This window comes from Erwinia magellanica (assembly GCF_039023495.1).
Lineage (GTDB): Bacteria > Pseudomonadota > Gammaproteobacteria > Enterobacterales > Enterobacteriaceae > Erwinia.
In genome coordinates, this window is sequence record NZ_JBCHVC010000001.1 from 63622 (window position 1) to 86849 (window position 23228).

At 55.1% G+C, this 23228-nt stretch carries 21 protein-coding genes; 18 read left to right on the forward strand and 3 right to left on the reverse strand.

Translation table 11 applies throughout. The annotated features are described in order from the left end of the window. Nucleotides 1–277: 277 nt before the first annotated feature. The 11 genes from rpoE to acpS all read left to right on the forward strand — a co-directional run bounded on the left by rpoE (nt 278) and on the right by acpS (nt 9701). A complete protein-coding gene (gene rpoE, locus AAH450_RS00325) occupies nt 278–853 on the forward strand; it encodes an RNA polymerase sigma factor RpoE (protein WP_318791015.1) in 576 nt (191 codons plus the stop codon). 30 nt (nt 854–883) lie between these two features. Beyond that, nucleotides 884–1543, forward strand: a complete 660-nt coding sequence (rseA, locus tag AAH450_RS00330) for an anti-sigma-E factor RseA (RefSeq protein ID WP_342908408.1) — start codon at nt 884–886, stop codon at nt 1541–1543. After that, nucleotides 1543–2499 (forward strand): sigma-E factor regulatory protein RseB, encoded by a 957-nt coding sequence (gene rseB / locus AAH450_RS00335; RefSeq protein ID WP_342908409.1) that lies wholly within the window; start codon nt 1543–1545, stop codon nt 2497–2499. Before rseA ends, rseB begins: the two co-directional genes overlap by 1 nt. Then, on the forward strand, nt 2496–2960 hold the full coding sequence (gene rseC, locus AAH450_RS00340; RefSeq protein WP_342908410.1) for a SoxR-reducing system protein RseC: 465 nt from the start codon (nt 2496–2498) through the stop codon (nt 2958–2960). The genes rseB and rseC overlap by 4 nt, the downstream gene beginning before the upstream one ends. A 314-nt stretch (nt 2961–3274) precedes the next feature. Further along, nucleotides 3275–5074, forward strand: a complete 1800-nt coding sequence (lepA, locus tag AAH450_RS00345; RefSeq protein WP_342908411.1) for a translation elongation factor 4 — start codon at nt 3275–3277, stop codon at nt 5072–5074. A gap of 26 nt (nt 5075–5100) precedes the next feature. Beyond that, nucleotides 5101–6063, forward strand: coding sequence for a signal peptidase I (gene lepB, locus AAH450_RS00350; RefSeq protein WP_342908412.1), 963 nt, complete (start codon nt 5101–5103; stop codon nt 6061–6063). A 136-nt stretch (nt 6064–6199) separates the two neighbouring features. Continuing rightward, a complete protein-coding gene (rnc, locus tag AAH450_RS00355) occupies nt 6200–6880 on the forward strand; it encodes a ribonuclease III (RefSeq protein ID WP_306211233.1) in 681 nt (226 codons plus the stop codon). Continuing rightward, nucleotides 6877–7782 carry a GTPase Era gene (era, locus tag AAH450_RS00360; protein WP_306211235.1) on the forward strand — a complete coding sequence of 302 codons (906 nt, stop codon included), beginning with the start codon at nt 6877–6879 and terminating at the stop codon, nt 7780–7782. The genes rnc and era overlap by 4 nt, the downstream gene beginning before the upstream one ends. Before the next feature lie 5 nt (nt 7783–7787). Continuing rightward, nucleotides 7788–8522: a DNA repair protein RecO gene (gene recO, locus AAH450_RS00365; protein ID WP_342908413.1), complete on the forward strand. Its 735-nt coding sequence runs from the start codon at nt 7788–7790 to the stop codon at nt 8520–8522. Nucleotides 8523–8589: 67 nt separating this feature from the next. Further along, complete coding sequence (gene pdxJ / locus AAH450_RS00370; RefSeq protein ID WP_342908414.1) at nt 8590–9321, forward strand: pyridoxine 5'-phosphate synthase; 732 nt, start codon at nt 8590–8592, stop codon at nt 9319–9321. Then, complete coding sequence (gene acpS / locus AAH450_RS00375) at nt 9321–9701, forward strand: holo-ACP synthase (RefSeq protein ID WP_342908415.1); 381 nt, start codon at nt 9321–9323, stop codon at nt 9699–9701. The genes pdxJ and acpS overlap by 1 nt, the downstream gene beginning before the upstream one ends. A 136-nt stretch (nt 9702–9837) precedes the next feature. Here the strand turns inward: acpS and AAH450_RS00380 are convergent, their stop codons facing one another. Then, entirely contained in the window at nt 9838–10092 is a 255-nt protein-coding gene (locus AAH450_RS00380) for a YfhL family 4Fe-4S dicluster ferredoxin (protein WP_342908416.1), read from the reverse strand. Between the two features lie 57 nt (nt 10093–10149). Further along, complete coding sequence (locus AAH450_RS00385) at nt 10150–10989, reverse strand: MurR/RpiR family transcriptional regulator (protein ID WP_342908417.1); 840 nt, start codon at nt 10987–10989, stop codon at nt 10150–10152. A 302-nt stretch (nt 10990–11291) separates the two neighbouring features. Between AAH450_RS00385 and yfhb the strand changes: the two genes are divergently transcribed. After that, complete coding sequence (yfhb, locus tag AAH450_RS00390; protein WP_342908418.1) at nt 11292–11930, forward strand: phosphatidylglycerophosphatase C; 639 nt, start codon at nt 11292–11294, stop codon at nt 11928–11930. 39 nt (nt 11931–11969) lie between these two features. Next, nucleotides 11970–12482: a tRNA adenosine(34) deaminase TadA gene (gene tadA / locus AAH450_RS00395; protein ID WP_342908419.1), complete on the forward strand. Its 513-nt coding sequence runs from the start codon at nt 11970–11972 to the stop codon at nt 12480–12482. A gap of 195 nt (nt 12483–12677) precedes the next feature. Here tadA and mltF read toward each other — a convergent pair whose 3' ends face one another. Beyond that, nucleotides 12678–14135, reverse strand: a complete 1458-nt coding sequence (gene mltF / locus AAH450_RS00400; RefSeq protein WP_342908420.1) for a membrane-bound lytic murein transglycosylase MltF — start codon at nt 14133–14135, stop codon at nt 12678–12680. A gap of 265 nt (nt 14136–14400) precedes the next feature. On the opposite strand from mltF, the gene purL reads away from it, so the two are divergent. The 5 genes from purL (at nt 14401) to glrR (ending at nt 23114) form a co-directional block, all read left to right on the forward strand. Beyond that, on the forward strand, nt 14401–18291 hold the full coding sequence (gene purL / locus AAH450_RS00405; protein WP_342908421.1) for a phosphoribosylformylglycinamidine synthase: 3891 nt from the start codon (nt 14401–14403) through the stop codon (nt 18289–18291). 656 nt (nt 18292–18947) lie between these two features. After that, nucleotides 18948–19613, forward strand: coding sequence for an epoxyqueuosine reductase QueH (locus AAH450_RS00410; protein WP_342908422.1), 666 nt, complete (start codon nt 18948–18950; stop codon nt 19611–19613). A gap of 32 nt (nt 19614–19645) precedes the next feature. Then, a complete protein-coding gene (locus AAH450_RS00415; RefSeq protein ID WP_318791029.1) occupies nt 19646–21073 on the forward strand; it encodes a sensor histidine kinase in 1428 nt (475 codons plus the stop codon). 2 nt (nt 21074–21075) lie between these two features. Then, nucleotides 21076–21783, forward strand: coding sequence for a two-component system QseEF-associated lipoprotein QseG (qseG, locus tag AAH450_RS00420; RefSeq protein WP_342908423.1), 708 nt, complete (start codon nt 21076–21078; stop codon nt 21781–21783). Further along, nucleotides 21780–23114, forward strand: coding sequence for a two-component system response regulator GlrR (glrR, locus tag AAH450_RS00425; protein ID WP_318791031.1), 1335 nt, complete (start codon nt 21780–21782; stop codon nt 23112–23114). The genes qseG and glrR overlap by 4 nt, the downstream gene beginning before the upstream one ends. Nucleotides 23115–23228 lie beyond the last annotated feature (114 nt).

A 23228-nucleotide genomic window follows, 5' to 3' on the forward strand; every position in this document is an offset into this window, starting at 1 on the left:
TTTAAAGGTGAAAAACCGGCCTTCTTGCGTTACTCTGCGGCGTAAACGGGGTTCTTAAGCCAACAGGCTGAAGAGCAAAGGAAGCAGTGGCTGCTTTAACCAGTCAGAAATCATAAAAATGATCGCTGGTTGTCCGTCCCGATAAAACATCACAAATATAACGGCGCAACGGAACTTTACTCATGATGACCACTCAAAGCGCATGCTTGCTCGAATTGAAGTTATTGCGGGTAGTTCATAAACGCGTGGAAAAAGCTTTGGGGAGACATTACCTCGGATGAGCGAGCAGCTAACGGACCAGGTTCTCGTTGAGCGAGTACAGAAAGGGGATCAGAAGTCATTTAACCTACTGGTGGTGCGCTACCAGCATAAGGTGGCGAGTCTGGTTTCCCGCTATGTGCCCTCAGGAGATGTACCTGATGTAGTGCAGGAATCATTTATAAAAGCGTATCGTGCGCTGGAATCTTTCCGCGGCGACAGCGCCTTTTATACCTGGCTCTACAGGATAGCCGTCAACACGGCTAAAAATTATTTGGTTGCTCAGGGACGCCGTCCACCGGCCAGCGATGTGGATGCGATCGATGCTGAAAACTTTGAAAGTGCGGGTGCACTGAAAGAAATATCGAACCCAGAGAACTTAATGTTGTCTGAAGAATTGAAACAAATAGTTTTTCGCACCATTGAGACGCTGCCTGAAGATCTCCGTATGGCGATCACGCTCAGGGAGTTGGATGGCCTGAGCTATGAAGAGATAGCGGTCATCATGGAGTGTCCGGTAGGTACAGTACGTTCCCGTATTTTCCGTGCACGAGAAGCTATTGACAATAAAATTCAACCGCTTATCCAACGCTAGTTATAGCGTAAACAGGAAGGGTACTGAGGCATGCAGAAAGAACAACTTTCCGCTTTAATGGATGGCGAGACTTTAGATAATGAAGTTTTATCCGCATTGTCTAAAGACGCGATGCTGCAGAAAAACTGGGAAAGCTATCACCTGATCCGCGATACCCTGCGTGGAGATGTTGGTCAGGTTATGCATTTCGATATTGCTGCACGCGTTGCCGCCGCCATCGAACTTGAGCCGGTCAACAAAACCACGACGCTGATCCCTGAAGCGCAACCGAAACCAGAGCGTTATGCGTCTATGCCGTTCTGGCATAAAGCCCGTCCGTGGGCTGCGCAACTCACTCAGATCGGTGTCGCCGCCTGTGTTTCTCTGGCGGTCATTGTTGGCGTCCAGCACTATAACCAACCACAACCAGGTCAGAGTGAGTCCGATTCGCCAGTGTTCAATACGCTGCCGATGATGGGTCAGGCTTCTCCTGTCAGCCTGGGGGTGCCTTCGGAGAGCGCCAACACCAATACCAACAGCAGCGCTTCGCAGCAGGTGCAGGATTCGCGCCGTCGGGTCAACGCTATGTTGCAGGATTATGAATTGCAGCGCCGCCTGCACTCTAACCAGCTCCAGTTTGAACAGGCGCCCGCTCAGCAGGCTGCCGTTCAGGTTCCGGGTAACCAGTCGTTAGGAATTCAGCAGCAGTAATGAAGCAACTTTGGTGTGCCGTCAGCCTAATGGCTGGCAGCCTGATGTACTCCAGTGTCGCCCCAGCGGAAGCAACTACCCCTGGGGCGCTCTTGCAACAGATGGAGCAGGCCAGCCAGTCTCTCAGTTATGAATTCGCCTATATCAATGTCTCAAGGCTGGGAATCGAATCCCTGCGCTATCGTCATGCCGTTCTGAACAACAAAGTGTTTGCTCAGCTGTTGCAGATGGATGGCCCGCGCCGTGAGATCATCCAGCGTGGCGGCGAAATCAGCTACTTCGAACCGGGTCTTGAGCCTTTTACTCTGGCTGGCGACCATATTGTCGACTCTCTTCCTTCGCTGGTGTATGCCGACTTCCGCAAACTGGCGGAAAACTACGATTTTGTGCCGGTAGGGCGCGCCCGCATTGCAGACCAGATGTGCGAAGTGATCCGTATCGTGGCGCGAGACGGAACGCGCTACAGCTATATTGTCTGGCTGGATAGCGAAACTAAATTGCCTCTGCGGGTAGACTTACTGGATCGCGACGGTGAAACGCTGGAGCAGTATCGGGTTATCAGCTTTGCCGTGGATGAAGGCGTGCGCAGTATGATGCAGGGTCTGGAAAAGGCGACGCTTCCTCCCTCTCTTTCCGTGCCTGCCAGTGGGAAAGCGACCCTTAACTGGAAAGCTGGCTGGGTGCCGATGGGGATGAAAGAGGTGACGCAGAGCCGCCGTCAGATCCCGTCGTTAAATAAACCCGTCGAGTCACGGCTCTATTCTGATGGCCTGTTCAGTTTCTCAATCAACGTCAGCGCGGCAGATAAAAACAGCGCCTCTCAGCTAATGCGCACCGGACGTCGTACGGTGCAGACTGAAATACGTAATAATGCGGAAATAACGGTGGTCGGCGAACTGCCACCCTCAACCGCTAAACGTATCGCAGATGCGGTCACTTTAGGATCGACACCATGATGAGAGAATGGGCTACGGTTGTCTCGTGGCAGAACGGCGTGGCTACGCTGCACTCGGAAATGAAAACCTCATGCAGCAGCTGTTCAGCCCGAAAAGGGTGTGGCAGCCATATGCTGAATAAGCTGGGACCCAAGAATGCGCACGTGATGAAAGTCGCCAGCGCGGAGCCGCTTGCCGCTGGTCAGCGTATTGAACTGGGGATAGCGGAAAAAAGCCTGCTCAGTTCAGCGTTGCTGGTTTATATGACGCCGCTGGTGGGGCTGTTCCTGCTTGCCGGCCTGTTTCAGGCACTGTTCCACAGCGACATGGCCTCTGTTGCTGGCGCCTTATTAGGGGGCGTTGGCGGTTTCATCGTGGCGAAAGGTTTGTCCTCTTATCTGGGGAAATCTGCCTCTTTCCAGCCTGTCATCCTGAGTGTTGCTTTGCCCCCGGACGCGCTGCGCGTTGAAACAGACCGCTGAATCCCTTTTACTGCCGCCTCAGCGGCAGTTATCTCTCTCTGAATCCCTTTTCAACACGCCAGGCGCGCTTTGCAGCGTTGCGCGCAGTAACTCTCTTGCGTGGTGGTTGCGGGCAGAGAACAGAGACAATCTCCAGGTAAATTAACAGGCATAGTTACGAATTTGATGCCCTGCTATGTATGTGAATTCTTTCGTGCAGGGGGCTAACAGTGTAAGATGCGTGCTCATTGATGGCGGGTACATTGCACTCTGTGTTGATAGCTGTGTCCACCGCGAGAATTAAACCGAACGTTTAAGCGAAAATATTCATATAAATGAAGCATATAAGAAACTTTTCTGTCATCGCGCATATCGACCACGGTAAATCTACGCTCTCAGACCGTTTGATTCAAATTTGCGGTGGCCTGACCGAACGTGAAATGGCTGCGCAGGTTCTGGACTCGATGGATCTGGAACGTGAGCGTGGCATTACCATTAAGGCGCAGAGCGTCACCCTCGCTTACCACGCGCCGGACGGTGAAACTTACCAGCTCAATTTTATCGATACCCCAGGCCATGTTGACTTCTCCTATGAAGTCTCCCGCTCGCTGGCGGCTTGTGAAGGTGCGTTGCTGGTTGTGGATGCCGGGCAGGGCGTTGAAGCCCAGACGCTGGCAAACTGCTATACCGCGATGGAAATGGATCTGGAAGTTGTACCGGTACTGAACAAGATCGATCTGCCAGCGGCCGATCCGGATCGTGTGGCGCAGGAAATTGAAGATATCGTCGGGATTGATGCCACGGATGCCGTGCGCTGCTCTGCCAAAACGGGCGTGGGCGTACCGGACGTGCTTGAACGCCTTGTCCGTGATATTCCGCCGCCGCAAGGCGACCCGGAAGGCCCTCTGCAAGCATTGATTATCGACTCCTGGTTTGATAACTACCTGGGCGTTGTCTCGCTGATCCGTGTTAAGAACGGTACGCTGCGTAAAGGCGACAAGGTCAAAGTCATGAGCACCGGCCAGGTGTATAACGCCGACCGTCTGGGCATCTTTACGCCGAAACGCGTCGATCGTGATGCGCTGAACTGCGGTGAAGTAGGCTGGCTGGTCTGCGCAATTAAAGACATTCTGGGCGCGCCGGTAGGGGATACTCTGACGCTGTCGCGTAATCCTGCCTCTAAAGCGCTGCCTGGCTTCAAGAAAGTGAAGCCACAGGTTTATGCCGGTTTGTTCCCTATCAGCTCTGACGACTATGAAGCCTTCCGCGATGCGCTGGGCAAGCTGAGCCTGAACGACGCCTCCCTGTTCTATGAGCCAGAAAGCTCCACGGCGCTGGGCTTCGGCTTCCGTTGTGGCTTCCTGGGCCTGCTGCACATGGAGATCATTCAGGAGCGTCTGGAGCGTGAATACGATCTGGACCTGATCACCACTGCACCGACGGTTGTCTATGAAGTGGCGACTACCGACGGTGAAACCGTCTATGTAGACAGCCCGGGCAAGCTTCCACCGCTGAATAATATTGAAGAGCTGCGTGAGCCAATTGCCGAATGTCACATGCTGATGCCGCAGGAGTTCCTGGGTAACGTCATCACCTTGTGTATCGAGAAGCGTGGCGTGCAGACCAACATGGTCTATCACGGCAACCAGGTTGCTCTGACCTACGAAATTCCCATGGCTGAAGTGGTACTGGACTTCTTTGACCGGTTGAAATCCACGTCGCGCGGTTACGCCTCGCTGGATTACAACTTCAAACGCTTCCAGGCTTCCAACATGGTGCGTGTGGACGTGTTAATCAACGGCGAGCGCGTTGATGCGCTGGCGCTGATTACCCACCATGACAATGCGCAGTATCGTGGCCGTGACCTGGTAGAGAAGATGAAAGATCTGATCCCGCGTCAGCAGTTCGACATTGCGATTCAGGCCGCCATTGGTAACCACATTATCGCCCGTTCTACCGTGAAACAGCTGCGTAAAAACGTGCTGGCGAAATGCTACGGCGGTGACGTCAGCCGTAAGAAAAAACTGTTGCAGAAGCAGAAAGACGGTAAGAAACGTATGAAGCAGGTGGGTAACGTTGAACTCCCGCAGGAAGCGTTCCTTGCCATTCTCCATGTCGGTAAAGACAGTAAATAAAGCCCCAGGGCTACGAGGGAACTGGAATGGCTAATATGTTCGCCCTGATTTTGGCGATAGCGACCCTGATCACCGGCATTATCTGGTGCTTTGATAAATTTAAGTGGGCTCCGGCCCGTAAAGCTAAACAGGCCGCCGCCGCAGCAGCCGCGGGCAGCGCCGGGGAACAGAATAAAGCCGCCAAACAGCCAGGCTGGGTGGAGACGGCAGCGTCAGTTTTCCCCGTTCTGCTGCTGGTCTTTGTGGTGCGTTCATTTATCTATGAGCCTTTCCAGATCCCTTCTGGATCGATGATGCCGACGCTGCTGATCGGGGATTTCATTCTGGTAGAGAAATTTGCCTATGGAATCAAAGACCCCATCACTCAGACGACGCTGATCCCAACCGGGCATCCTGCACGTGGCGATATTGCTGTTTTTAAATATCCTAAAGATCCGAGCCTGGACTACATCAAGCGGGTTGTAGGCCTGCCGGGTGACCATGTGAGTTACGATCCGCAAAGCAAAACCGTGACCATCAATCCGGCCTGTGCAGAGCAGAATTGTGATAAAGCGGTGCCGGTAACCTATTCCGACGTGCAGCCAAGCGACTTCATTCAGACCTTCAGCGGGTTTGATGGTAACGAAGTGGGCAACGGGTTCTATGAGATGCCGCAGGGCGATTCAATGCGCGGAGGGCTGCGTCTGGCTACCCGCAACGAAACGCTGGGTGAGGTGACTCACCGTATTCTGCTGGTGACGCAGGCGCAAAGTCAGGCAAGCTCTTATTACCAGCAGCCTGGTCAGCCTCAGTCAAGCTGGGTAGTACCAGAAGGCATGTACTTCATGATGGGCGACAACCGCGACAACAGCGCAGACAGTCGTTACTGGGGCTTTGTGCCAGAGAGAAACCTGGTAGGTAAAGCCACAGCCATCTGGATGAGCTTTGATAAGCAGGAAGGGCAGTGGCCAACCGGCGTTCGTCTTAGCCGCATTGGTGGTATTCACTAAGGGTACCTCTGGGTACCGGCAGTAAAATGGGTGGTTGTCCTGCGGGGCAGCCACTGCACACGAAACAGTTTCGTGTTGGCCTGGCCAGCCCTGTTCCGTGTGCAGAACACTTGACGCATTCAGATATTGGTAACACATGAACCCCATCGTAATAAACAGGCTTCAGCGAAAGTTGGGCTACACTTTTACCCATCAGGAACTGTTGCAGCAGGCGCTTACTCACCGTAGCGCCAGCAGTAAACATAACGAAAGACTGGAATTTCTGGGCGACTCGATCCTCAGCTACGTCATTGCTAACGCGCTCTATCACCGTTTTCCTCGTGTTGATGAAGGGGATATGAGCCGCATGCGTGCCACGCTGGTGCGAGGCAATACGCTGGCTGAAATGGCCCGTGAGTTCGACCTGGGCGAATGCCTGCGTCTTGGGCCTGGTGAGCTGAAAAGCGGCGGTTTCCGCCGTGAATCTATCCTCGCCGATACTGTAGAAGCGCTGATTGGCGGCGTCTTCCTGGATAGCGATATTCAGACGGTAGAAAAACTGATCCTCGACTGGTACGCCAGCCGACTGGAGCAGATTAGCCCCGGCGACAAACAGAAAGATCCAAAAACGCGTCTGCAGGAGTATTTGCAGGGTCGCCATCTGCCGCTGCCCTCCTATCTGGTGGTGCAGGTGCGTGGCGAAGCGCATGACCAGGAATTTACTATTCACTGCCAGGTAAGCGGCATGGCGGACCCGGTTGTAGGAACCGGCTCCAGCCGTCGTAAAGCTGAGCAGGCAGCCGCCGAACAGGCGCTGATTAAGCTAGGACTTGAATGAGCGAACAAACCCCCCATTGCGGCTTCATTGCTATTGTAGGCCGCCCAAACGTCGGGAAATCGACCTTACTGAACCAGCTCCTGGGCCAGAAGATCTCTATTACCTCACGTAAGCCACAAACCACACGTCACCGTATTATGGGCATCCATACTGAAGGGCCTTATCAGGCAATTTACGTGGATACCCCCGGTCTGCACATGGAAGAAAAAAGGGCGATTAACCGCCTGATGAACCGTGCAGCCAGCAGCTCTATCGGCGATGTTGAGCTGGTGATTTTTGTGGTTGAAGGTACCCGCTGGACCGCCGATGACGAAATGGTGGTCAACAAGCTGAAAGATAATAAAGTGCCGGTTCTGCTGGCGATCAACAAGGTCGACAACATCACCGACAAAAGCATTTTGCTGCCGCATATGCAGTTCCTCAGCCAGCAGATGGACTTTATGGATGTGGTGCCGATCTCCGCTGAAAGCGGCAAAAATGTGGATACCATCGCCAGCATCGTGCGTAAGCGTCTGCCGGAAGCAGTGCATCACTTCCCGGAAGATCACATTACCGATCGCTCACAGCGCTTTATGGCGTCGGAGATCATCCGCGAAAAGCTGATGCGTTTCCTGGGCGCGGAGCTGCCTTACTCCGTTACGGTGGAGATTGAACAGTTTGTGACTAACGCGCGCGGCGGTTATGACATTCATGGCCTGATTCTGGTTGAGCGTGAAGGCCAGAAAAAAATGGTTATTGGCAACAAAGGCGCCAAGATCAAAACTATCGGTATTGAAGCCCGTAAAGATATGGAAGAGATGTTCGAGATGAAAGTGCATCTTGAACTGTGGGTTAAAGTGAAGTCTGGCTGGGCAGATGATGAGCGTGCTCTGCGAAGCCTGGGCTATACCGACGACCTCTGATCCTGATGGAAGGCTGGCAGCGCGCATTCGTCCTGCATGGACGCCCTTACAGCGAGTCCAGCCTGCTGCTCGATATTTTTTCTGAGAATTATGGTCGTATCCGGGTGCTGGCAAAAGGCGCCCGGGGCAAGCGCTCCAGCCTGAAAGGTGCGCTACAGCCCTTTACGCCGCTGCTGGTACGCTGGGGCGGGCGGGGCGAAGTCAAAACGCTCCGTGGCGCTGAACCCATCTCGCTGGCACTTCCTCTCTCTGGTATTACCCTCTACTGCGGCCTCTACGTGAACGAACTGCTGTCACGTGTGCTGGAGCAGGAAACCGCCTTCACCGACCTCTTCTTCGATTATCTCTACTGCTTGCAGGAGCTGGCTGCCGTCACCGCCTCGCCGGAACCGGCGCTCAGGCGCTTTGAGCTGGCAATGCTGGGTCATCTGGGATACGGCGTGGATTTTCTGCACTGTGCGGGCAGCGGAGAAGAAGTCTCTGATGAGATGACCTATACCTATCGGGAAGAGAAAGGATTTATCGCCAGCCTGGTGAAGAGTAACAATACTTTTACCGGCCGCCATATGCGGGCATTAGAAGAGCGAAGCTTCCCCGACAGCGATACGTTGCGCGCAGCGAAGCGCTTTACCCGCATCGCCCTTAAGCCCTATCTTGGCGGAAAACCGCTCAAGAGCCAGGAGCTGTTCCGTCAGTTTGTGCCGAAAAAACGTGCAGGCGTGCAGTCCGGGGAAGAGTAGGGCATTCCGGTCAGCGTCCTGGACGTTGTACACTGTGTTCACTGTTTGCAAATTTCCGAGGATTGTCATGGCTGAACTGTTGTTAGGCGTCAATATCGATCACGTGGCGACCGTGCGTAACGCGCGGGGTACCAACTATCCCGACCCGGTACAGGCGGCCTTTGTTGCAGAGCAGGCGGGTGCCGATGGTATTACCGTGCATTTGCGCGAAGATCGTCGCCATATCACCGACCGCGATGTGCGCATTCTGCGTCAGACTATCCAGACCCGCATGAATCTTGAAATGGCCGTGACCGATGAAATGGTCGATATTGCCTGCGAGATCAAGCCGCACTTCTGCTGTCTGGTTCCCGAGAAACGTGAAGAGGTGACCACTGAAGGTGGGCTGGATGTTGCCGGCCAGCTGGAGAAAGTCACCTATGCGGTCACGCGTCTGGCTGAGGCTGGCATTCAGGTTTCCCTGTTTATTGATGCTGACCATCGTCAGATTGATGCGGCAATGGCTTCCGGCGCGCCTTATATTGAAATTCACACCGGTGCCTATGCTGAAGCGGAAGAAGGGCGGGAGCGTCAGGCAGAGTTTGCGCGCATCAGGGATGCGGCTGCCTATGCCGCTGGCAAAGGATTGAAGGTCAATGCCGGACATGGCCTGACCTACCATAACGTGCAGCCGATTGCGGCGCTGCCACAGATGCACGAGCTGAACATCGGCCATGCCATTATTGGCCGGGCGGTAATGAGTGGTCTGGCGGATGCCGTTAAAGAGATGAAGGCGCTGATGCGGGAAGCGCGCCGCTAATGGCTATTCTGGGGCTTGGCACCGATATTGTGGAAATTTCCCGCATCGAAGGGGTGATCTCCCGCTCCGGCGACAGGCTGGCAAAACGTGTGCTCAGCGAAAATGAGTGGGCGCAGTATCAGGCTCACCAGCAACCGGTGCGTTTTCTCGCCAAGCGTTTTGCCGTGAAGGAAGCGGCGGCAAAAGCCTTTGGCACCGGTATTCGCGGTGGTCTGGCGTTTAATCAGTTTGAAGTCTACAACGATGCGCTGGGCAAGCCCGGATTACGGTTTTTCATGCAGGCAGAGGAAGTGGCGAAAAAACTGGGCGTGGTTCACGTTCACGTCACGCTGGCGGATGAGCGTCATTACGCCTGCGCCACGGTGATTATTGAAAGCTGAGCAGAACCCGATTACCGTCCGGGGATCCATGACAGAAGACTCTTGTATTTTTCAGCATAAGTGGCCTGTTTGTCTGAAGCGGTAGCGAGCGCTGTTCGTCTCGCCGGGTGGCCCCGCGCCGCCCGGCTGTTCCCCATTATGCCCCGTGATGCAAAATCACGAACTTCTCCCACAGTGCATCGTTACTTTCACGGTGAGCCGGATCGGTCACAATCGTGTTCACAATAGGGCAAACCTGCTGGCAGGTGGGGGTATCGTAATGACCCACGCATTCAGTGCACCGGCTGGCATCAATCTCATAAATCGCCTCACCCATTGAGATAGCCTGATTGGGACACTCAGGCTCACACATATCGCAATTGATGCATTTCTTAGTGATAAGCAGCGCCATAACTCTCTCAATCAGTATCAGGATAAAGTGCGCGGGTATTATACGCGCCTCACTCCGTCAGACCAGCTTTTTAACCAGCGCTTCGCTGTGCCGGATATGGCTGGAAGCGCGTTCGGGATCGCGTTGGATAAGCGCCATAAACAGCAGGTCGGTCAGCGTCAGCTGCGCGGTGGTAGAGGAGATGGCGGCGCTGCGGGTCATCTGCTCTTCTGCCACCGTGTAGAGGCAATGGGTGGCGCACTGCTGTAGGGTATTGGGCGTAAAGCCGGTGAAAGCCAGTACGTTAGCTCCGGCGCGTTGCGCTTCCTGTGCAGCCAGGTTTATCTCCCGGCGTTCGCCGGTATAGGAGATAGCCAGTAGCAGGTCGCCCGGATTCAGCGCCTGCACGCTGGCCAGCAGGGCATGCATATCCTGCTCGGCCACCGCATTGATGCCTATTTTCATCAGCTTCCAGGAGAAATCTTTCGCCACCAGTCCCGAAGCGCCGATGCCCACCAGCACGATGCGGTTTGCTGAACGGAGCAGGCGCAGCGTCTCCACCAGCATCTCTTCACTGTTGATATCCAGCGTGGCGCGGATAGCGGACTGCTTCTCGGTCAGCAACTTTTCCCCCACCATCTTGAGCGGATCGTCGCTCAGGATCAGGTTATGAACGGTGATGGCATCTTTATCTGCCAGCGACTCACTCAGCGCCAGCTTTAAGGCGGGAAAGCCTTTGTAGCCGAGCTTTTGGGCAAATTTCACTACGCTTGACTGGCTGACACCAGACTCCTCAGCCAGCTTTTGTGAACTGAGGTGACGGGCGTGATCGGGCTGTGAAAGAAGATAATCGGCCAGTCGGCGTTCATTCATCGCCAGTCCCGGATAGAGCTGGCGAATGCGCAGCAGTGAACTCATCGTTATTCCTCTGATTTATCAGCCTGATTGATCGGGTCTGATCATAGCTTGCTGGAGACCTGACTGTCAGTTTATCGTCCGTTGTATCGCATGCCATGATTAAAATTAGCTTAACTCTCTGTTTAGTGCTGCGGATCCTTATCCCGCTTGTCTACACTTACCCGATAAGCAGGCGAACTGGGCAGGTAACCGCTGCTGCTCAATCATATCTCTGCTAAGGTAATCATCTTCCGGGCCGAGAGCATTTCGCCTGTAGTTTTTAAAAGCCGATTAAGGGGATCAACCACCCTGAGGAGTCATGTTTGATAACCGGTCAGGAACGACGCGTAGTATTTTTTGATTTAGATGGCACGCTGCATCAACAGGATATGTTCGGCACCTTTATGCGCTATCTGCTTTGGCGCCAGCCGCTCAACCTGCTGCTGGTGGTGCCGTTGCTGCCCGTTATTGGCGCCGGACTGCTGATTAAAGGGCGTGCGGCTCGCTGGCCGATGAGCCTGCTTTTGTGGTCAATCACTTTTGGGCACAGCGAAAAGAGCCTGACGGCGCGTGAGAATGCCTTTGCGCTGTGGTTCCGTCAACGGGTCACGGCATTTCCGGTGGTGCAACAGCGTCTGACGGAATATCTCAACAGTTCCGATGCCGACGTCTGGCTGATTACCGGCTCACCGCAGCCGCTGGTGCAGCAGGTCTATTTCGACTCCGCTTTTTTGCCCAAGGTAAAACTGATCGCCAGCCAGATGAGCCGTGGCTTTGGTGGGCGTGTTCTCTCCATGCGCTGCCTGGGGCATGAGAAAGTGGCAAGGCTGGAAGAGCAAATCGGTACGCCGTTACAGCTCTACAGCGGCTACAGCGACAGCAAGCAGGACAACCCGCTGCTGTTTTTCTGTCAGCATCGCTGGCGCGTCACGCCGCAGGGTGAACTGCAACAGCTTGAGTAACAGGGTATACTGTGCCGCGATTTTTGGCAGGAGACTCAGGTGAGCGAAAGAGTAAGTGATGAAGTCTGGATGCATCATGCGTTGCAGCTTGCGCGTCGTGCCTGGGAAGAGGGGGAAGTCCCCGTCGGGGCCGTGCTGGTTCAGGGCAACAGAGTGATAGGCGAGGGCTGGAACCGGCCTATTGGTCATCACGATCCTACCGCCCATGCAGAAATTATGGCGTTACGGCAGGGGGGGAAAGTGCTGCAAAACTATCGTCTGCTGGATACGACCTTATACGTGACGCTGGAGCCTTGCGTGATGTGTGCCGGGGCGATGATCCACAGCCGGATTGGCCGTCTGGTGTTTGGCGCGCGTGATGAAAAGACCGGGGCGGCTGGGTCGCTGATAGATGTGCTGGGCCATCCGGGCATGAATCATCAGATAAAAATCGAACAGGGTGTTCTGGCAGAAGAGTGTGCGGGTATGCTGAGCGATTTCTTCCGCCATCGTCGCGCAGAGAAGAAGGCGCTGCGAAAACAGCGGCAGGCGCCGGTGGATGGCGGGCTGTAGCGCCAGCGGTGAAAGCCGTCTTCCGGCCATTCCCCGCAGCAAAGGTTTGTAAACAGCTGTCCCAGGCTGGTTTGCCCTTACAGGTATTTATAAACAACTGCTGCTCTCAGAGAGAAAGTAGCGAGGCTTACAAACCGCTGCCGTCAATGAGCGGCCTGTAAGCAGCCCTTTAAGCTCAGGCAGATCGCCGCCCGGTTAATTGAGGGCTATCTTCGGCTCCACAACCGGATAGCCATCGCCCATTTCCGCTTCATACGCCGCCCGTTGTGCCAGCTTGCGCTCCTGATCCTGCAAATAGCCGACCAGGCTCATCTGATAGAGACGAATATTTTCCACATAATTGTAGGCTTCCTGGCCTCGCGCATAGCCGTAATTAGTCTGGCTGTAATAGCGCTTCTGGCTCAGCATCGGTAGCCGCAGCTTAACATCAGCCCAACTGTCCGGATTGCCTTTTTGTTTTTCCGTCAGCTTTCGCACATCAAGCATATGGGCGTAACCCATATTGTAAGCGGCAAGGGCAAACCAGATCCGCTCATCTTCCGGAATGGTTTGCGGCACTTTTTCCATCATGCGCATCAGGTATTCGCTGCCGCCCCGAATACTCTGTTCCGGGTCGGTTCTGTCGCTGACATCCAGGCTTTCAGCCGTGTTGCGGGTCAGCATCATCATGCCGCGTACGCCGGTAGGAGAGGTGGCCTGAGGATTCCAGTGAGACTCCTGATAGGAGATGGCGGCCAGCAGACGCCAGTCGATGTCGGTAGCGTATTTTTCAAACAGCGGACGAATATCGGGCAGCGTGCCATCAATGGCCCGCAGGAAAGTCCGCGTATCAACATAATCAAACGTACCCACATGGCCGAGATACTTCTCATCCAGCCTGGCCATCGCGCCTTCTTCGCCCATCTGGTTGAAGTAGTCCAGCAGGGCGGCATTCAGGCTGTCATCCCGGTCGCGCTGCATATACCAGGTAATCGGCTCTTCATCCGTGATATCAAAAGCCACTGCCAGCTGAGGATGAATGCGCTGCAACAGAGCAATCGACACAGAATCGCCAACGGTGTAATCGAGCTTGCCATCCGCCACAGCTTCCAGCAGGGCGCTGGGACTCTGATCGGTAGAGATAGCCCAGTCGAGATCCGGATACTGGTTCTGCTTGATGCCGCGAAGCGTGGAAAGATAGGCAGAGTCAGAGGCAACCGTCAGCCGGCCATGGATGTCACCGAGGTTCTTTGGCCGTGGCTTGCCCATCCGGTAAACCAGCTGCTGGGAAACGGAATAGTAAGTCGGGCCTGTGCGGAAGTGAGACAAGCGATCGTTGTTATAAATCAGTCCCGCCGCCAGAATGTCCGCTTTATCATCTTCAAGATCGTCAAACAGTTCGCTGAGGTTTTGCCGGACGGTGATTTGCAGCTTTACACCCAGATAATCGGCGAAGCGTTTCGCCAGCTCGTAATCCATTCCGGCCGGGGCTTTATTGACGGTGTAGTAAGTCAGCGGGTTATTTAAGGTGCTGACACGCAGCACTCCCCGTGATTTTATCTGTTCTGTCTGGTCCTGTTGCCCCCCATACCAGGGGATTGATGGCCATAATGCCAGCGCAAGCAACAGGGTGACCAGCCCGATAAACAGATAATTAAATTTTAGGCGTTTCAAATAGTTATCTCTCGGTCGCTCTCAGGTTCTGTCTGTAACGGCAGTATTTGATCTCTATAATGGATCCTGAGCGTGGGGCATTTTGCGCAACTCGGTGCACCTCTGCAACTGAATTCATCCGATATTGTGTGAAATTCAGCCAATTCCCTGGTGCGAGAAATTCCACGCAAACGGTTTCGTAACGGGTGCGGATTCTCTATAATAGCGCCCGCTTTCCCTGTTGCGCCAAAAGTAGCGTCGCCCGACGCTCTGACGAGAGATTTTGATGATGGAAATTCTGCGTGGTTCGCCCGCTCTGTCGGCATTTCGTATTACTAAACTGCTGGCCCGCTTTCAGGATGCTCACCTGCCGGTGAGTGACATTTACGCCGAGTACGTCCATTTTGCCGATGTCAGCGCGCCGCTGTCCGCTGATGAAAAAGCCCGTTTACAGCGCCTGCTGAAATATGGCCCCTCTCTCGCCGAACATACGCCGGAAGGCCGTCTGATTCTGGTTACACCGCGTCCTGGCACCATTTCTCCGTGGTCTTCTAAAGCGACGGATATTGCCCACAACTGCGATCTGCCTCAGGTACTTCGTCTGGAGCGCGGTCTGGCGTTCTATGTGCAGGCTCCTCAGTTGAGTGAAGCCCAGTGGGGCCAGCTGGCTTCTCTGCTGCATGACAGAATGATGGAAGTGGTGCTCAGTGAACTGAGTCAGGCAGAGCAGCTGTTTGCTCATCACCAGCCTTCGCCGCTGCAAAGCGTCGATGTACTGGGTGAAGGGCGCGAGGCGCTGGACAAGGCCAACCGTAAACTGGGCCTGGCGCTGGCCGACGATGAAATCGACTATCTGCTGGCCGCTTTTGAGAAACTTGGGCGCAACCCGAACGATATTGAGCTTTACATGTTTGCCCAGGCAAACTCCGAGCACTGCCGTCACAAAATTTTTAACGCCGACTGGATTATTGATGGCGAGCAACAGCCTAAATCGCTGTTCAAAATGATCAAAAACACCTTCGAGAAAACCCCCGATCACGTGCTCTCTGCTTATAAAGACAACGCAGCGGTGATGGAAGGCTCGCAGGTGGGGCGCTTCTATGCGGATGCAGAACGGGGCCAGTACGATTTCCACCAGGAAGAGACGCATATCCTGATGAAGGTGGAAACGCATAACCACCCGACGGCCATTTCACCCTGGCCGGGAGCCGCAACCGGTTCCGGCGGGGAGATCCGTGACGAAGGCGCAACGGGCCGTGGCGCTAAACCTAAAGCGGGCCTGGTGGGCTTCTCGGTCTCTAACCTGCGTATTCCGGGCTTTGAACAGCCGTGGGAAGAAGATTTCGGTAAACCAGAGCGCATTGTTACGGCGCTGGATATCATGACCGAAGGCCCGCTGGGCGGCGCGGCGTTCAACAACGAATTTGGCCGTCCGGCCCTGAACGGCTATTTCCGTACCTATGAAGAGCAGGTGAACAGCCACAACGGTGTTGAGCTGCGCGGCTACCACAAGCCCATTATGCTGGCGGGCGGCATTGGCAACATCCGTGCTGACCACGTGCAGAAAGGCGAAATCACCGTGGGGGCCAAACTTATTGTCCTGGGTGGCCCGGCGATGAATATCGGCCTGGGCGGCGGAGCGGCCTCCTCTATGGCTTCTGGCCAGTCTGATGCCGATCTCGATTTTGCCTCCGTACAGCGCGACAACCCGGAGATGGAACGCCGCTGCCAGGAAGTGATTGACCGCTGCTGGGAGCTGGGTCAGGACAACCCGATCCTCTTTATCCATGACGTTGGTGCAGGCGGGCTTTCCAACGCCATGCCGGAGCTGGTGAGTGATGGCGAACGCGGTGGCCGCTTCAATCTGCGCGATATTCTGAATGATGAGCCAGGCATGAGCCCGCTGGAAGTCTGGTGTAACGAGTCTCAGGAACGTTACGTGATGGCGGTGGCACCCGAGAAGCTTGCACTGTTTGATGCCCTCTGCAAACGTGAGCGCGCACCTTATGCGGTGATCGGAGAAGCCACGGAAGAGCTGCATCTGTCGCTCTCCGACAGCCATTTCGATAACAAACCTATTGATATGCCGCTGGATGTCCTGCTGGGGAAAACCCCGAAAATGACTCGCGACGTCAGCACGCTGAAGGTGCAGGGGCAGCCGCTGGCACGCGAAGGGATCACTGTCGCCGATGCGGTGAAGCGCGTGCTGCACTTGCCTGCGGTTGCTGAAAAAACATTCCTCATCACCATTGGCGACCGTTCCGTTACCGGCATGGTTGCCCGTGACCAGATGGTAGGGCCATGGCAGATCCCGGTGGCCAACTGCGCGGTGACCACCGCCAGCCTGGACAGCTACTACGGTGAAGCGATGGCGCTGGGCGAGCGCGCGCCTGTTGCGCTGCTGGACTTCGCTGCTTCAGGCCGTCTGGCCGTAGGCGAGGCGCTGACTAACATTGCCGCCACGCAGATTGGTTCGCTTAAGCGCATCAAGCTTTCGGCAAACTGGATGGCGGCAGCTGGCCACCCAGGTGAGGATGCCGGACTCTATGAAGCGGTGAAGGCCGTGGGTGAAGAACTTTGTCCGGCGCTGGGCATCACTATCCCGGTGGGCAAAGACTCCATGTCGATGAAAACCCGCTGGCAGCACGGCACTGAACAGCGTGAGATGACTTCTCCCCTGTCGCTGGTGATCACCGCCTTCGCCCGTGTGGAAGATGTTCGCCGTACCGTAACGCCTCAGCTTCAGCCGCAGCAGGAGAATGCCCTGTTGCTGATCGATCTTGGGCAGGGCAGGAATGCGCTGGGCGCAACCGCGCTCTCTCAGGTTTATCGTCAGCTGGGGGATAAGCCTGCCGACGTCCGCGATGCAGAGCAGCTGGCTGGCTTCTTTAACGCCATGCAGGCGCTGGTGGCTGCTGGCAAACTGCTGGCTTATCACGACCGTTCCGACGGCGGCCTGCTGGTTACGCTGGCCGAGATGGCCTTTACCGGGCACTGCGGCATTGAGGTGGATATCGCTTCTCTGGGCAGCGATGCGCTGGCTGCGCTGTTCAACGAAGAGTTGGGAGCCGTGATCCAGGTTGCTGCTGCCGAGCGTGCTCAGGTTGAGCAGGTATTTGCCGAACATGGCCTGGGCGACTGCGTGCACTTGCTGGGCAAAGCCCTGCCTGGCGACCGCTTCGTCATTACTTCTGGTGAGTCTGCTCTCTACAGTGAAAGCCGCACGACGCTGCGTACCTGGTGGGCTGAAACCACCTGGCAGATGCAGCGTCTGCGCGACAACCCGGCGTGTGCCGATCAGGAACATGACGCCAAAAAGAACGATCTCGATCCGGGCCTCAACGTTGCGCTGACCTTCAGACCGGAAGAGGACGTCGCCGCGCCTTATATCGCTACCGGCGTGCGTCCGAAAGTGGCTGTTCTGCGCGAGCAGGGCGTTAACTCCCACATTGAAATGGCCGCCGCTTTCCATCGCGCTGGCTACGATGCGGTGGACGTGCATATGAGCGACCTGCTGGCGGGACGCCGTGGACTGGAAGAGTTCCAGACGCTGGTAGCCTGTGGCGGCTTCTCCTACGGGGACGTACTGGGCGCAGGCGAAGGCTGGGCGAAGTCTATTCTCTTCAACTCCCGCGTGCGTGATGAGTTTGAAACCTTCTTCCATCGCCCGCAAACGCTGGCGCTGGGCGTCTGTAATGGCTGCCAGATGATGTCTAACCTGCGCGAACTTATTCCGGGCAGCGAAGCCTGGCCGCGCTTTGTGCGCAACCAGTCCGAGCGCTTTGAAGCACGTTTCAGCCTGGTCGAAGTGGCCGCCAGTCCCTCCCTGATGCTGGACGGCATGGCAGGCTCGCGTATGCCAATCGCCGTCTCTCATGGCGAAGGCTTTGTGGAAGTGCGTGATGGGGCGCACCTGGCTTCCCTGGAGCATAAAGGCCTGGTGGCGTTGCGCTTTGTGGATAACCTCGGCAAGGTGACTCAGCAGTACCCGGCGAACCCTAACGGATCACCTAACGGGATCACGGCGGTCACCAACGAAAGCGGCCGCGTCACTATCATGATGCCGCACCCGGAGCGCGTATTCCGTACTGTGAGCAACTCATGGCATCCGGAAGAGTGGGGCGAAGACAGCCCATGGATGCGCATTTTCCGCAATGCGCGTAAGCAACTCGGCTAAATCCTCTCAAGGGCAACCATCTGGTTGCCCTTATGCTTTGTGCCGCCGGTGTTGCTTTATTGCGACAGAGGGGGTAAGTGTCTGTCTCCAAAAGGAGACATATAACCTGTTGTTTTTATTGGGTGTCTGCGAATAGTCTTAAGCGTGTTTCTGATTGGCGACAGTTTCTTTTGACCAACAGGTCCGGCTTCTCAGACTATCCAAGTTATGGTAATAAATTCAGATTAATTATCAACAACTTAAAAATAAAATACTAAGTTGGCACGCTTGTTGCTATTATCTGTGCAGTGGCTCATTCACCTGGTTACGACAGCCCTGCGAAAGCGGTCAAGCGCTTCATAACATCCAGAATGACGCACAATACGGTGCCTGCCGTCCACCAGACCGATAATCGTTCACTTTGTGACGTTATCAAACTTCGGACGCAACGTTGAGTTAGGCACCACCTATTTTCTGTGATGATGACTATCCTCACAGCCCGAACGGCAGATTCTCTGAATCTGCCGTTTTTGTTTGCCTCTTCCACTCCCCACCTGATACGGCTTCAGGCAGCGCTTGCCCGTCCAGAGTGGAACAATTCCCCGCCACCTTCTCTTTTGGAGCACTAATTAATCGGTGCTACACTAAAAAACTTCGCCCTATATAAACGTATTTCTATGACAAATCCTGCATTTAAACGCGCAAAGCTTGAACTACCGCAGGGGGCCGATAAGCTTTTGCTCCATTCCTGCTGTGCTCCCTGTTCCGGTGAAGTCATGGAGGCTATCCAGGCTTCAGGTATCGATTACACCATTTTTTTCTACAATCCGAATATTCATCCTCACAAGGAGTATCTCATCCGCAAAGAGGAGAACATCCGCTTTGCTGACAAGCAGGGGATCCCTTTTATTGATGCGGATTATGATACGGACAACTGGTTCGCCAGGGCGAAAGGGATGGAGTGGGAGCCGGAGCGTGGGATACGTTGCACGATGTGTTTCGATATGCGCTTTGAACGCACCGCACTCTATGCGGCAGAGAATGGCTTCAGCGTGATCAGCAGCTCTCTGGGGATCTCCCGCTGGAAAGATATGCAGCAAATCAACGATTGTGGCGCGCGGGCTGCCAGCCACTATCCGGGTATGGTTTACTGGGATTACAACTGGCGCAAGCAGGGCGGCGCATCACGTATGATTGAGATCAGTAAGCGTGAACAGTTTTATCAGCAGGAGTATTGCGGATGCGTTTATTCACTGCGTGACAGCAACAAGCATCGTAAAACCATGGGCAGACCTCTGATAAAATTGGGCAAAGTATTCTACGGAAAAGAGAATACAGAGTAACTTCGCCTTAGTGCGTTAACTGAGAGACTCCTGTGAAAAAATGGCGTTTGTTCCCCCGTTCCCTGCGTCAGCTGGTACTGATGGCGTTTCTGCTGGTTTTGCTGCCCCTGCTGGTACTGGCCTGGCAGGCCTGGGAAAGCCTTTCGGCGCTGAGTGAAAGGGCGGCGGATACCAATCGCACCACCCTGACTGACGTCCGCCGCAGCGAGGCGATGGCGAGAACAGCGCTGGAGCTGGAGCGCAGCTACCGGCAATATTGCGTGCTGGACGATCCAATGCTCGCCAACCTCTATCAAACCCAACGCACAAAATATGCTCAGATGCTGGATGCGCAGGCATCGGTCCTGCCCGACAGCCGGATTTCCGATACCCTGCATCGCTCGCTGAACCTGTTGGGTAAAATTAGCTGCGATAACAGTAATCCGGTTAAAGCTTCTGCTACCGCTCTGGAAACCTTCTCTGAAGCGAATGCTCAACTGGTTCAGTCAACGCGCGAAGTGGTGTTCTCTCGTGGTTTGCAGCTGCAACGGGAAATTGCTGAACGCGGCCAGTATTTTGGCTGGCAGGCGCTGATCCTGTTTCTGCTCAGCCTGGGGCTGGTACTGCTGTTCACCCGCATGATCATTGGCCCGGTCAAAGCCGTAGAGAGGATGATCAACCGTCTGGGTGAGGGCAGGCCGCTCAGTCATAATCTTGCCTCTAAAGGCCCGCGCGAACTGCGTTCGCTGGGACAGCGCATCCTCTGGCTCAGTGAACGGCTGGCCTGGCTGGAGTCGCAGCGGCATGAATTTTTGCGGCACATCTCTCATGAACTGAAAACGCCGCTCGCCAGTATGCGTGAAGGCACAGCGCTGCTGGCGGATGAGGTGGTCGGCGCCCTGACGCCCGATCAGCTGGAGGTGGTCACCATTCTGGATCAGAGCAGCCGCCATCTGCAACGGCTGATTGAACAGCTGCTGGACTACAACCGCAAACTTTCTGAAGCGCCCGTGGCGATGGGCGAGGTACAGCTGGAGCCACTTATCAGCAGCATCGTCAGCTCACACAGCCTGACGGCCAGGGCCAAAATGATGCAAACCGAGGTTACCCTGCCGGTAACGGCCTGCCGGGCTGACGCCACGCTGCTGACCCGCGCCATCGATAATCTTTATTCGAATGCGATACACTACGGCGGGGATTCCGGTACTATCTGGATCCGCACTCAGCAGCAGGGCCGGAAGGTATTGATTGAAGTCGCAAATACCGGCAGCCCGATCCCGGAAAGTGAAAAGAAAATGATTTTTGAGCCTTTTTTCCAGGGGAATCAGCAGCGCAAAGGGGCGGTGAAGGGCAGTGGGCTGGGCCTCAGTATCGCCAGAGACTGTATTCATCGTTTGCAGGGCGATTTACAGCTGATAACGACTGACCAGGCTGATGTCTGTTTTCGTATTGAACTCAACGCCATTGTCGGGAATGCATAATAATGAGAAAGCGCGCTTTTTCCGCAGCCGTTACTTTGCTGGCGCTGTTGCTGGCAGCCTGTAGCAGCAAACCTCCCGAATCGGCCCTGACCGTTAACGGAAAACCGCTGGCGGAGCCAGAAATCAAAATTGTCGATTTCCAGCTGGTTGATTGTGAACGTATCTGGGAGATCGACACAAGCAGAGCGATCTCCAACTCGCTTTACTGGCTGCGGAGCATGGACTGCGCCGTGCGCCTTTCCCCAACAGAAGCGCGTGCAGAAGCCCGCCGCTGGCCCGCCAACAACTGGCAAAGTGCCTTTAAGCAGGGGGTGCTATTAGCCAATGGCAACGTTACGCCGGTGGAAAGAAGACAATTTATGCTGCGTCTGGATGAGTTTAGCGCCAGTTTTCCTTCCTCCGTCAGACCGCTGATCCAGCTCTGGCGTGAAGACCAGATGGGGCTGCTGCAACTTTCCGAAGAGCGAACCCGGTATCATCATCTGCAACAAACCAGTGATGCAGAGCTGGACGCTCTGCGGCGGCAGCAGGTCCAACTGAATGCTGAACTCAATGTGACCCGGCGTAAGCTGGAATCCTTAACCGATATCGAACGACAGCTCTCTTCCAGACGCTCACCCGATAGCTCTGATAACAGCCATACAGAGAAAAGCGACGGAACAGAAACCACGCCCCCGGTATCAACCTCAGAGGATGCGGCCCAGCCATGATCAAAAAATCAGCCAATTTACTGCTGGTAGACGACGATCCCAGCCTGTTGAAACTGCTGGGTATGCGCCTGACCAGTGAAGGCTTCACGGTACAGACGGCAGCCAGCGGGCCTGAAGCGCTGCGTCTGTTGCAGCGTGAAAAAATCGATCTGGTGATAAGCGATCTGCGCATGGATGAGATGAACGGCCTGGCTCTCTTCGGTGAAGTGCAGAAACAGCAGCCCGGTATGCCGGTGATTATTCTCACCGCACACGGCTCCATTCCGGAAGCGGTATCCGCTACCCAGCAGGGCGTTTTCAGCTTCCTGACCAAACCTGTTGACCGCGATGCGCTCTACAGCGCTATCGATCAGGCGCTGGCGCACCGCGCGCCGGCCAGCGATGATGCCTGGCGGGAGAATATTGTCACCCGCAGTCCGGTAATGCTGCGTTTACTGGAACAGGCAAGAATGGTGGCGCAGTCGGATGTCAGCGTCCTGATCAACGGGCAGAGCGGCACCGGCAAGGAAATTCTCGCGCAGGCTATTCACGCCGCCAGCCCGCGCGCTGGCCACGCCTTTATCGCCATTAACTGTGGGGCGTTGCCGGAGCAGCTGCTTGAGTCAGAACTTTTCGGCCATGCCAAAGGTGCCTTCACCGGCGCGGTGAGCAGCCGTGAAGGACTGTTCCAGGCGGCGGAAGGGGGCACTCTGTTTCTTGACGAAATCGGCGATATGCCACAGGCGTTGCAGGTAAAACTGTTGCGGGTGCTTCAGGAGCGCAAAGTGAGGCCGCTGGGCAGCAACCACGATCAGGATATCAACGTGCGTATACTGTCAGCCACGCATCGCGATCTGCCAAAAGCGATGGAGAAAAAAGAGTTCCGCGAAGATCTCTTTTACCGCCTCAACGTTGTGAATCTGAAAATTCCGGCATTGCATGAGCGGGCAGAGGATATTCCTCTGCTGGCAAATCATCTGCTGAAGCAGGCGGCAGAACGGCATAAACCTTTTGTGCGCAGTTTTTCCACCGACGCCATGAAGCGGCTGGTGGCTGCCAGCTGGCCGGGTAACGTTCGTCAGCTGGTTAACGTGATTGAACAGTGCGTTGCGCTGACCTCAGCCCCGGTAATTGGCGAAGCGCTGGTAGAGCAGGCGCTGGTGGGGGAAAGTACCGCGTTGCCGACCTTTGCCGAGGCCAGAAATCAGTTCGAACTCAATTATTTAAGAAAGCTGCTACAGATGACCAAAGGCAACGTAACGCATGCCGCACGCCTTGCCGGACGTAACCGCACGGAATTCTATAAGCTGCTGTCGCGACACGAGCTGGATGCCTCTGATTTCAAAGAGTAGTTTTTTCTGTGCCGCATCACGGCTGAGATATGTTAGCTTAACACGCTGAAAAAGAGACAGACCGCGCAGCGGTAGCTGTCCGCTGAACGTATACTGATTAGATTACTCTCCGGC

What these genes read in the sequence shown, in the direction of transcription:
- rseA (WP_342908408.1), top strand. Translation starts at nt 884, where the DNA reads ATGCAGAAAGAACAACTTTCCGCTTTAATGGATGGCGAGACTTTAGAT.
- rnc (WP_306211233.1), top strand. Translation starts at nt 6,200, where the DNA reads ATGAACCCCATCGTAATAAACAGGCTTCAGCGAAAGTTGGGCTACACT.
- rseC (WP_342908410.1), top strand. Translation starts at nt 2,496, where the DNA reads ATGATGAGAGAATGGGCTACGGTTGTCTCGTGGCAGAACGGCGTGGCT.
- glrR (WP_318791031.1), top strand. Translation starts at nt 21,780, where the DNA reads ATGATCAAAAAATCAGCCAATTTACTGCTGGTAGACGACGATCCCAGC.
- purL (WP_342908421.1), top strand. Translation starts at nt 14,401, where the DNA reads ATGATGGAAATTCTGCGTGGTTCGCCCGCTCTGTCGGCATTTCGTATT.
- rseB (WP_342908409.1), top strand. Translation starts at nt 1,543, where the DNA reads ATGAAGCAACTTTGGTGTGCCGTCAGCCTAATGGCTGGCAGCCTGATG.
- AAH450_RS00385 (WP_342908417.1), bottom strand. Translation starts at nt 10,989, where the DNA reads ATGAGTTCACTGCTGCGCATTCGCCAGCTCTATCCGGGACTGGCGATG.
- era (WP_306211235.1), top strand. Translation starts at nt 6,877, where the DNA reads ATGAGCGAACAAACCCCCCATTGCGGCTTCATTGCTATTGTAGGCCGC.
- lepB (WP_342908412.1), top strand. Translation starts at nt 5,101, where the DNA reads ATGGCTAATATGTTCGCCCTGATTTTGGCGATAGCGACCCTGATCACC.
- qseG (WP_342908423.1), top strand. Translation starts at nt 21,076, where the DNA reads ATGAGAAAGCGCGCTTTTTCCGCAGCCGTTACTTTGCTGGCGCTGTTG.
- recO (WP_342908413.1), top strand. Translation starts at nt 7,788, where the DNA reads ATGGAAGGCTGGCAGCGCGCATTCGTCCTGCATGGACGCCCTTACAGC.
- lepA (WP_342908411.1), top strand. Translation starts at nt 3,275, where the DNA reads ATGAAGCATATAAGAAACTTTTCTGTCATCGCGCATATCGACCACGGT.
- rpoE (WP_318791015.1), top strand. Translation starts at nt 278, where the DNA reads ATGAGCGAGCAGCTAACGGACCAGGTTCTCGTTGAGCGAGTACAGAAA.
- acpS (WP_342908415.1), top strand. Translation starts at nt 9,321, where the DNA reads ATGGCTATTCTGGGGCTTGGCACCGATATTGTGGAAATTTCCCGCATC.
- AAH450_RS00410 (WP_342908422.1), top strand. Translation starts at nt 18,948, where the DNA reads ATGACAAATCCTGCATTTAAACGCGCAAAGCTTGAACTACCGCAGGGG.
- AAH450_RS00380 (WP_342908416.1), bottom strand. Translation starts at nt 10,092, where the DNA reads ATGGCGCTGCTTATCACTAAGAAATGCATCAATTGCGATATGTGTGAG.
- pdxJ (WP_342908414.1), top strand. Translation starts at nt 8,590, where the DNA reads ATGGCTGAACTGTTGTTAGGCGTCAATATCGATCACGTGGCGACCGTG.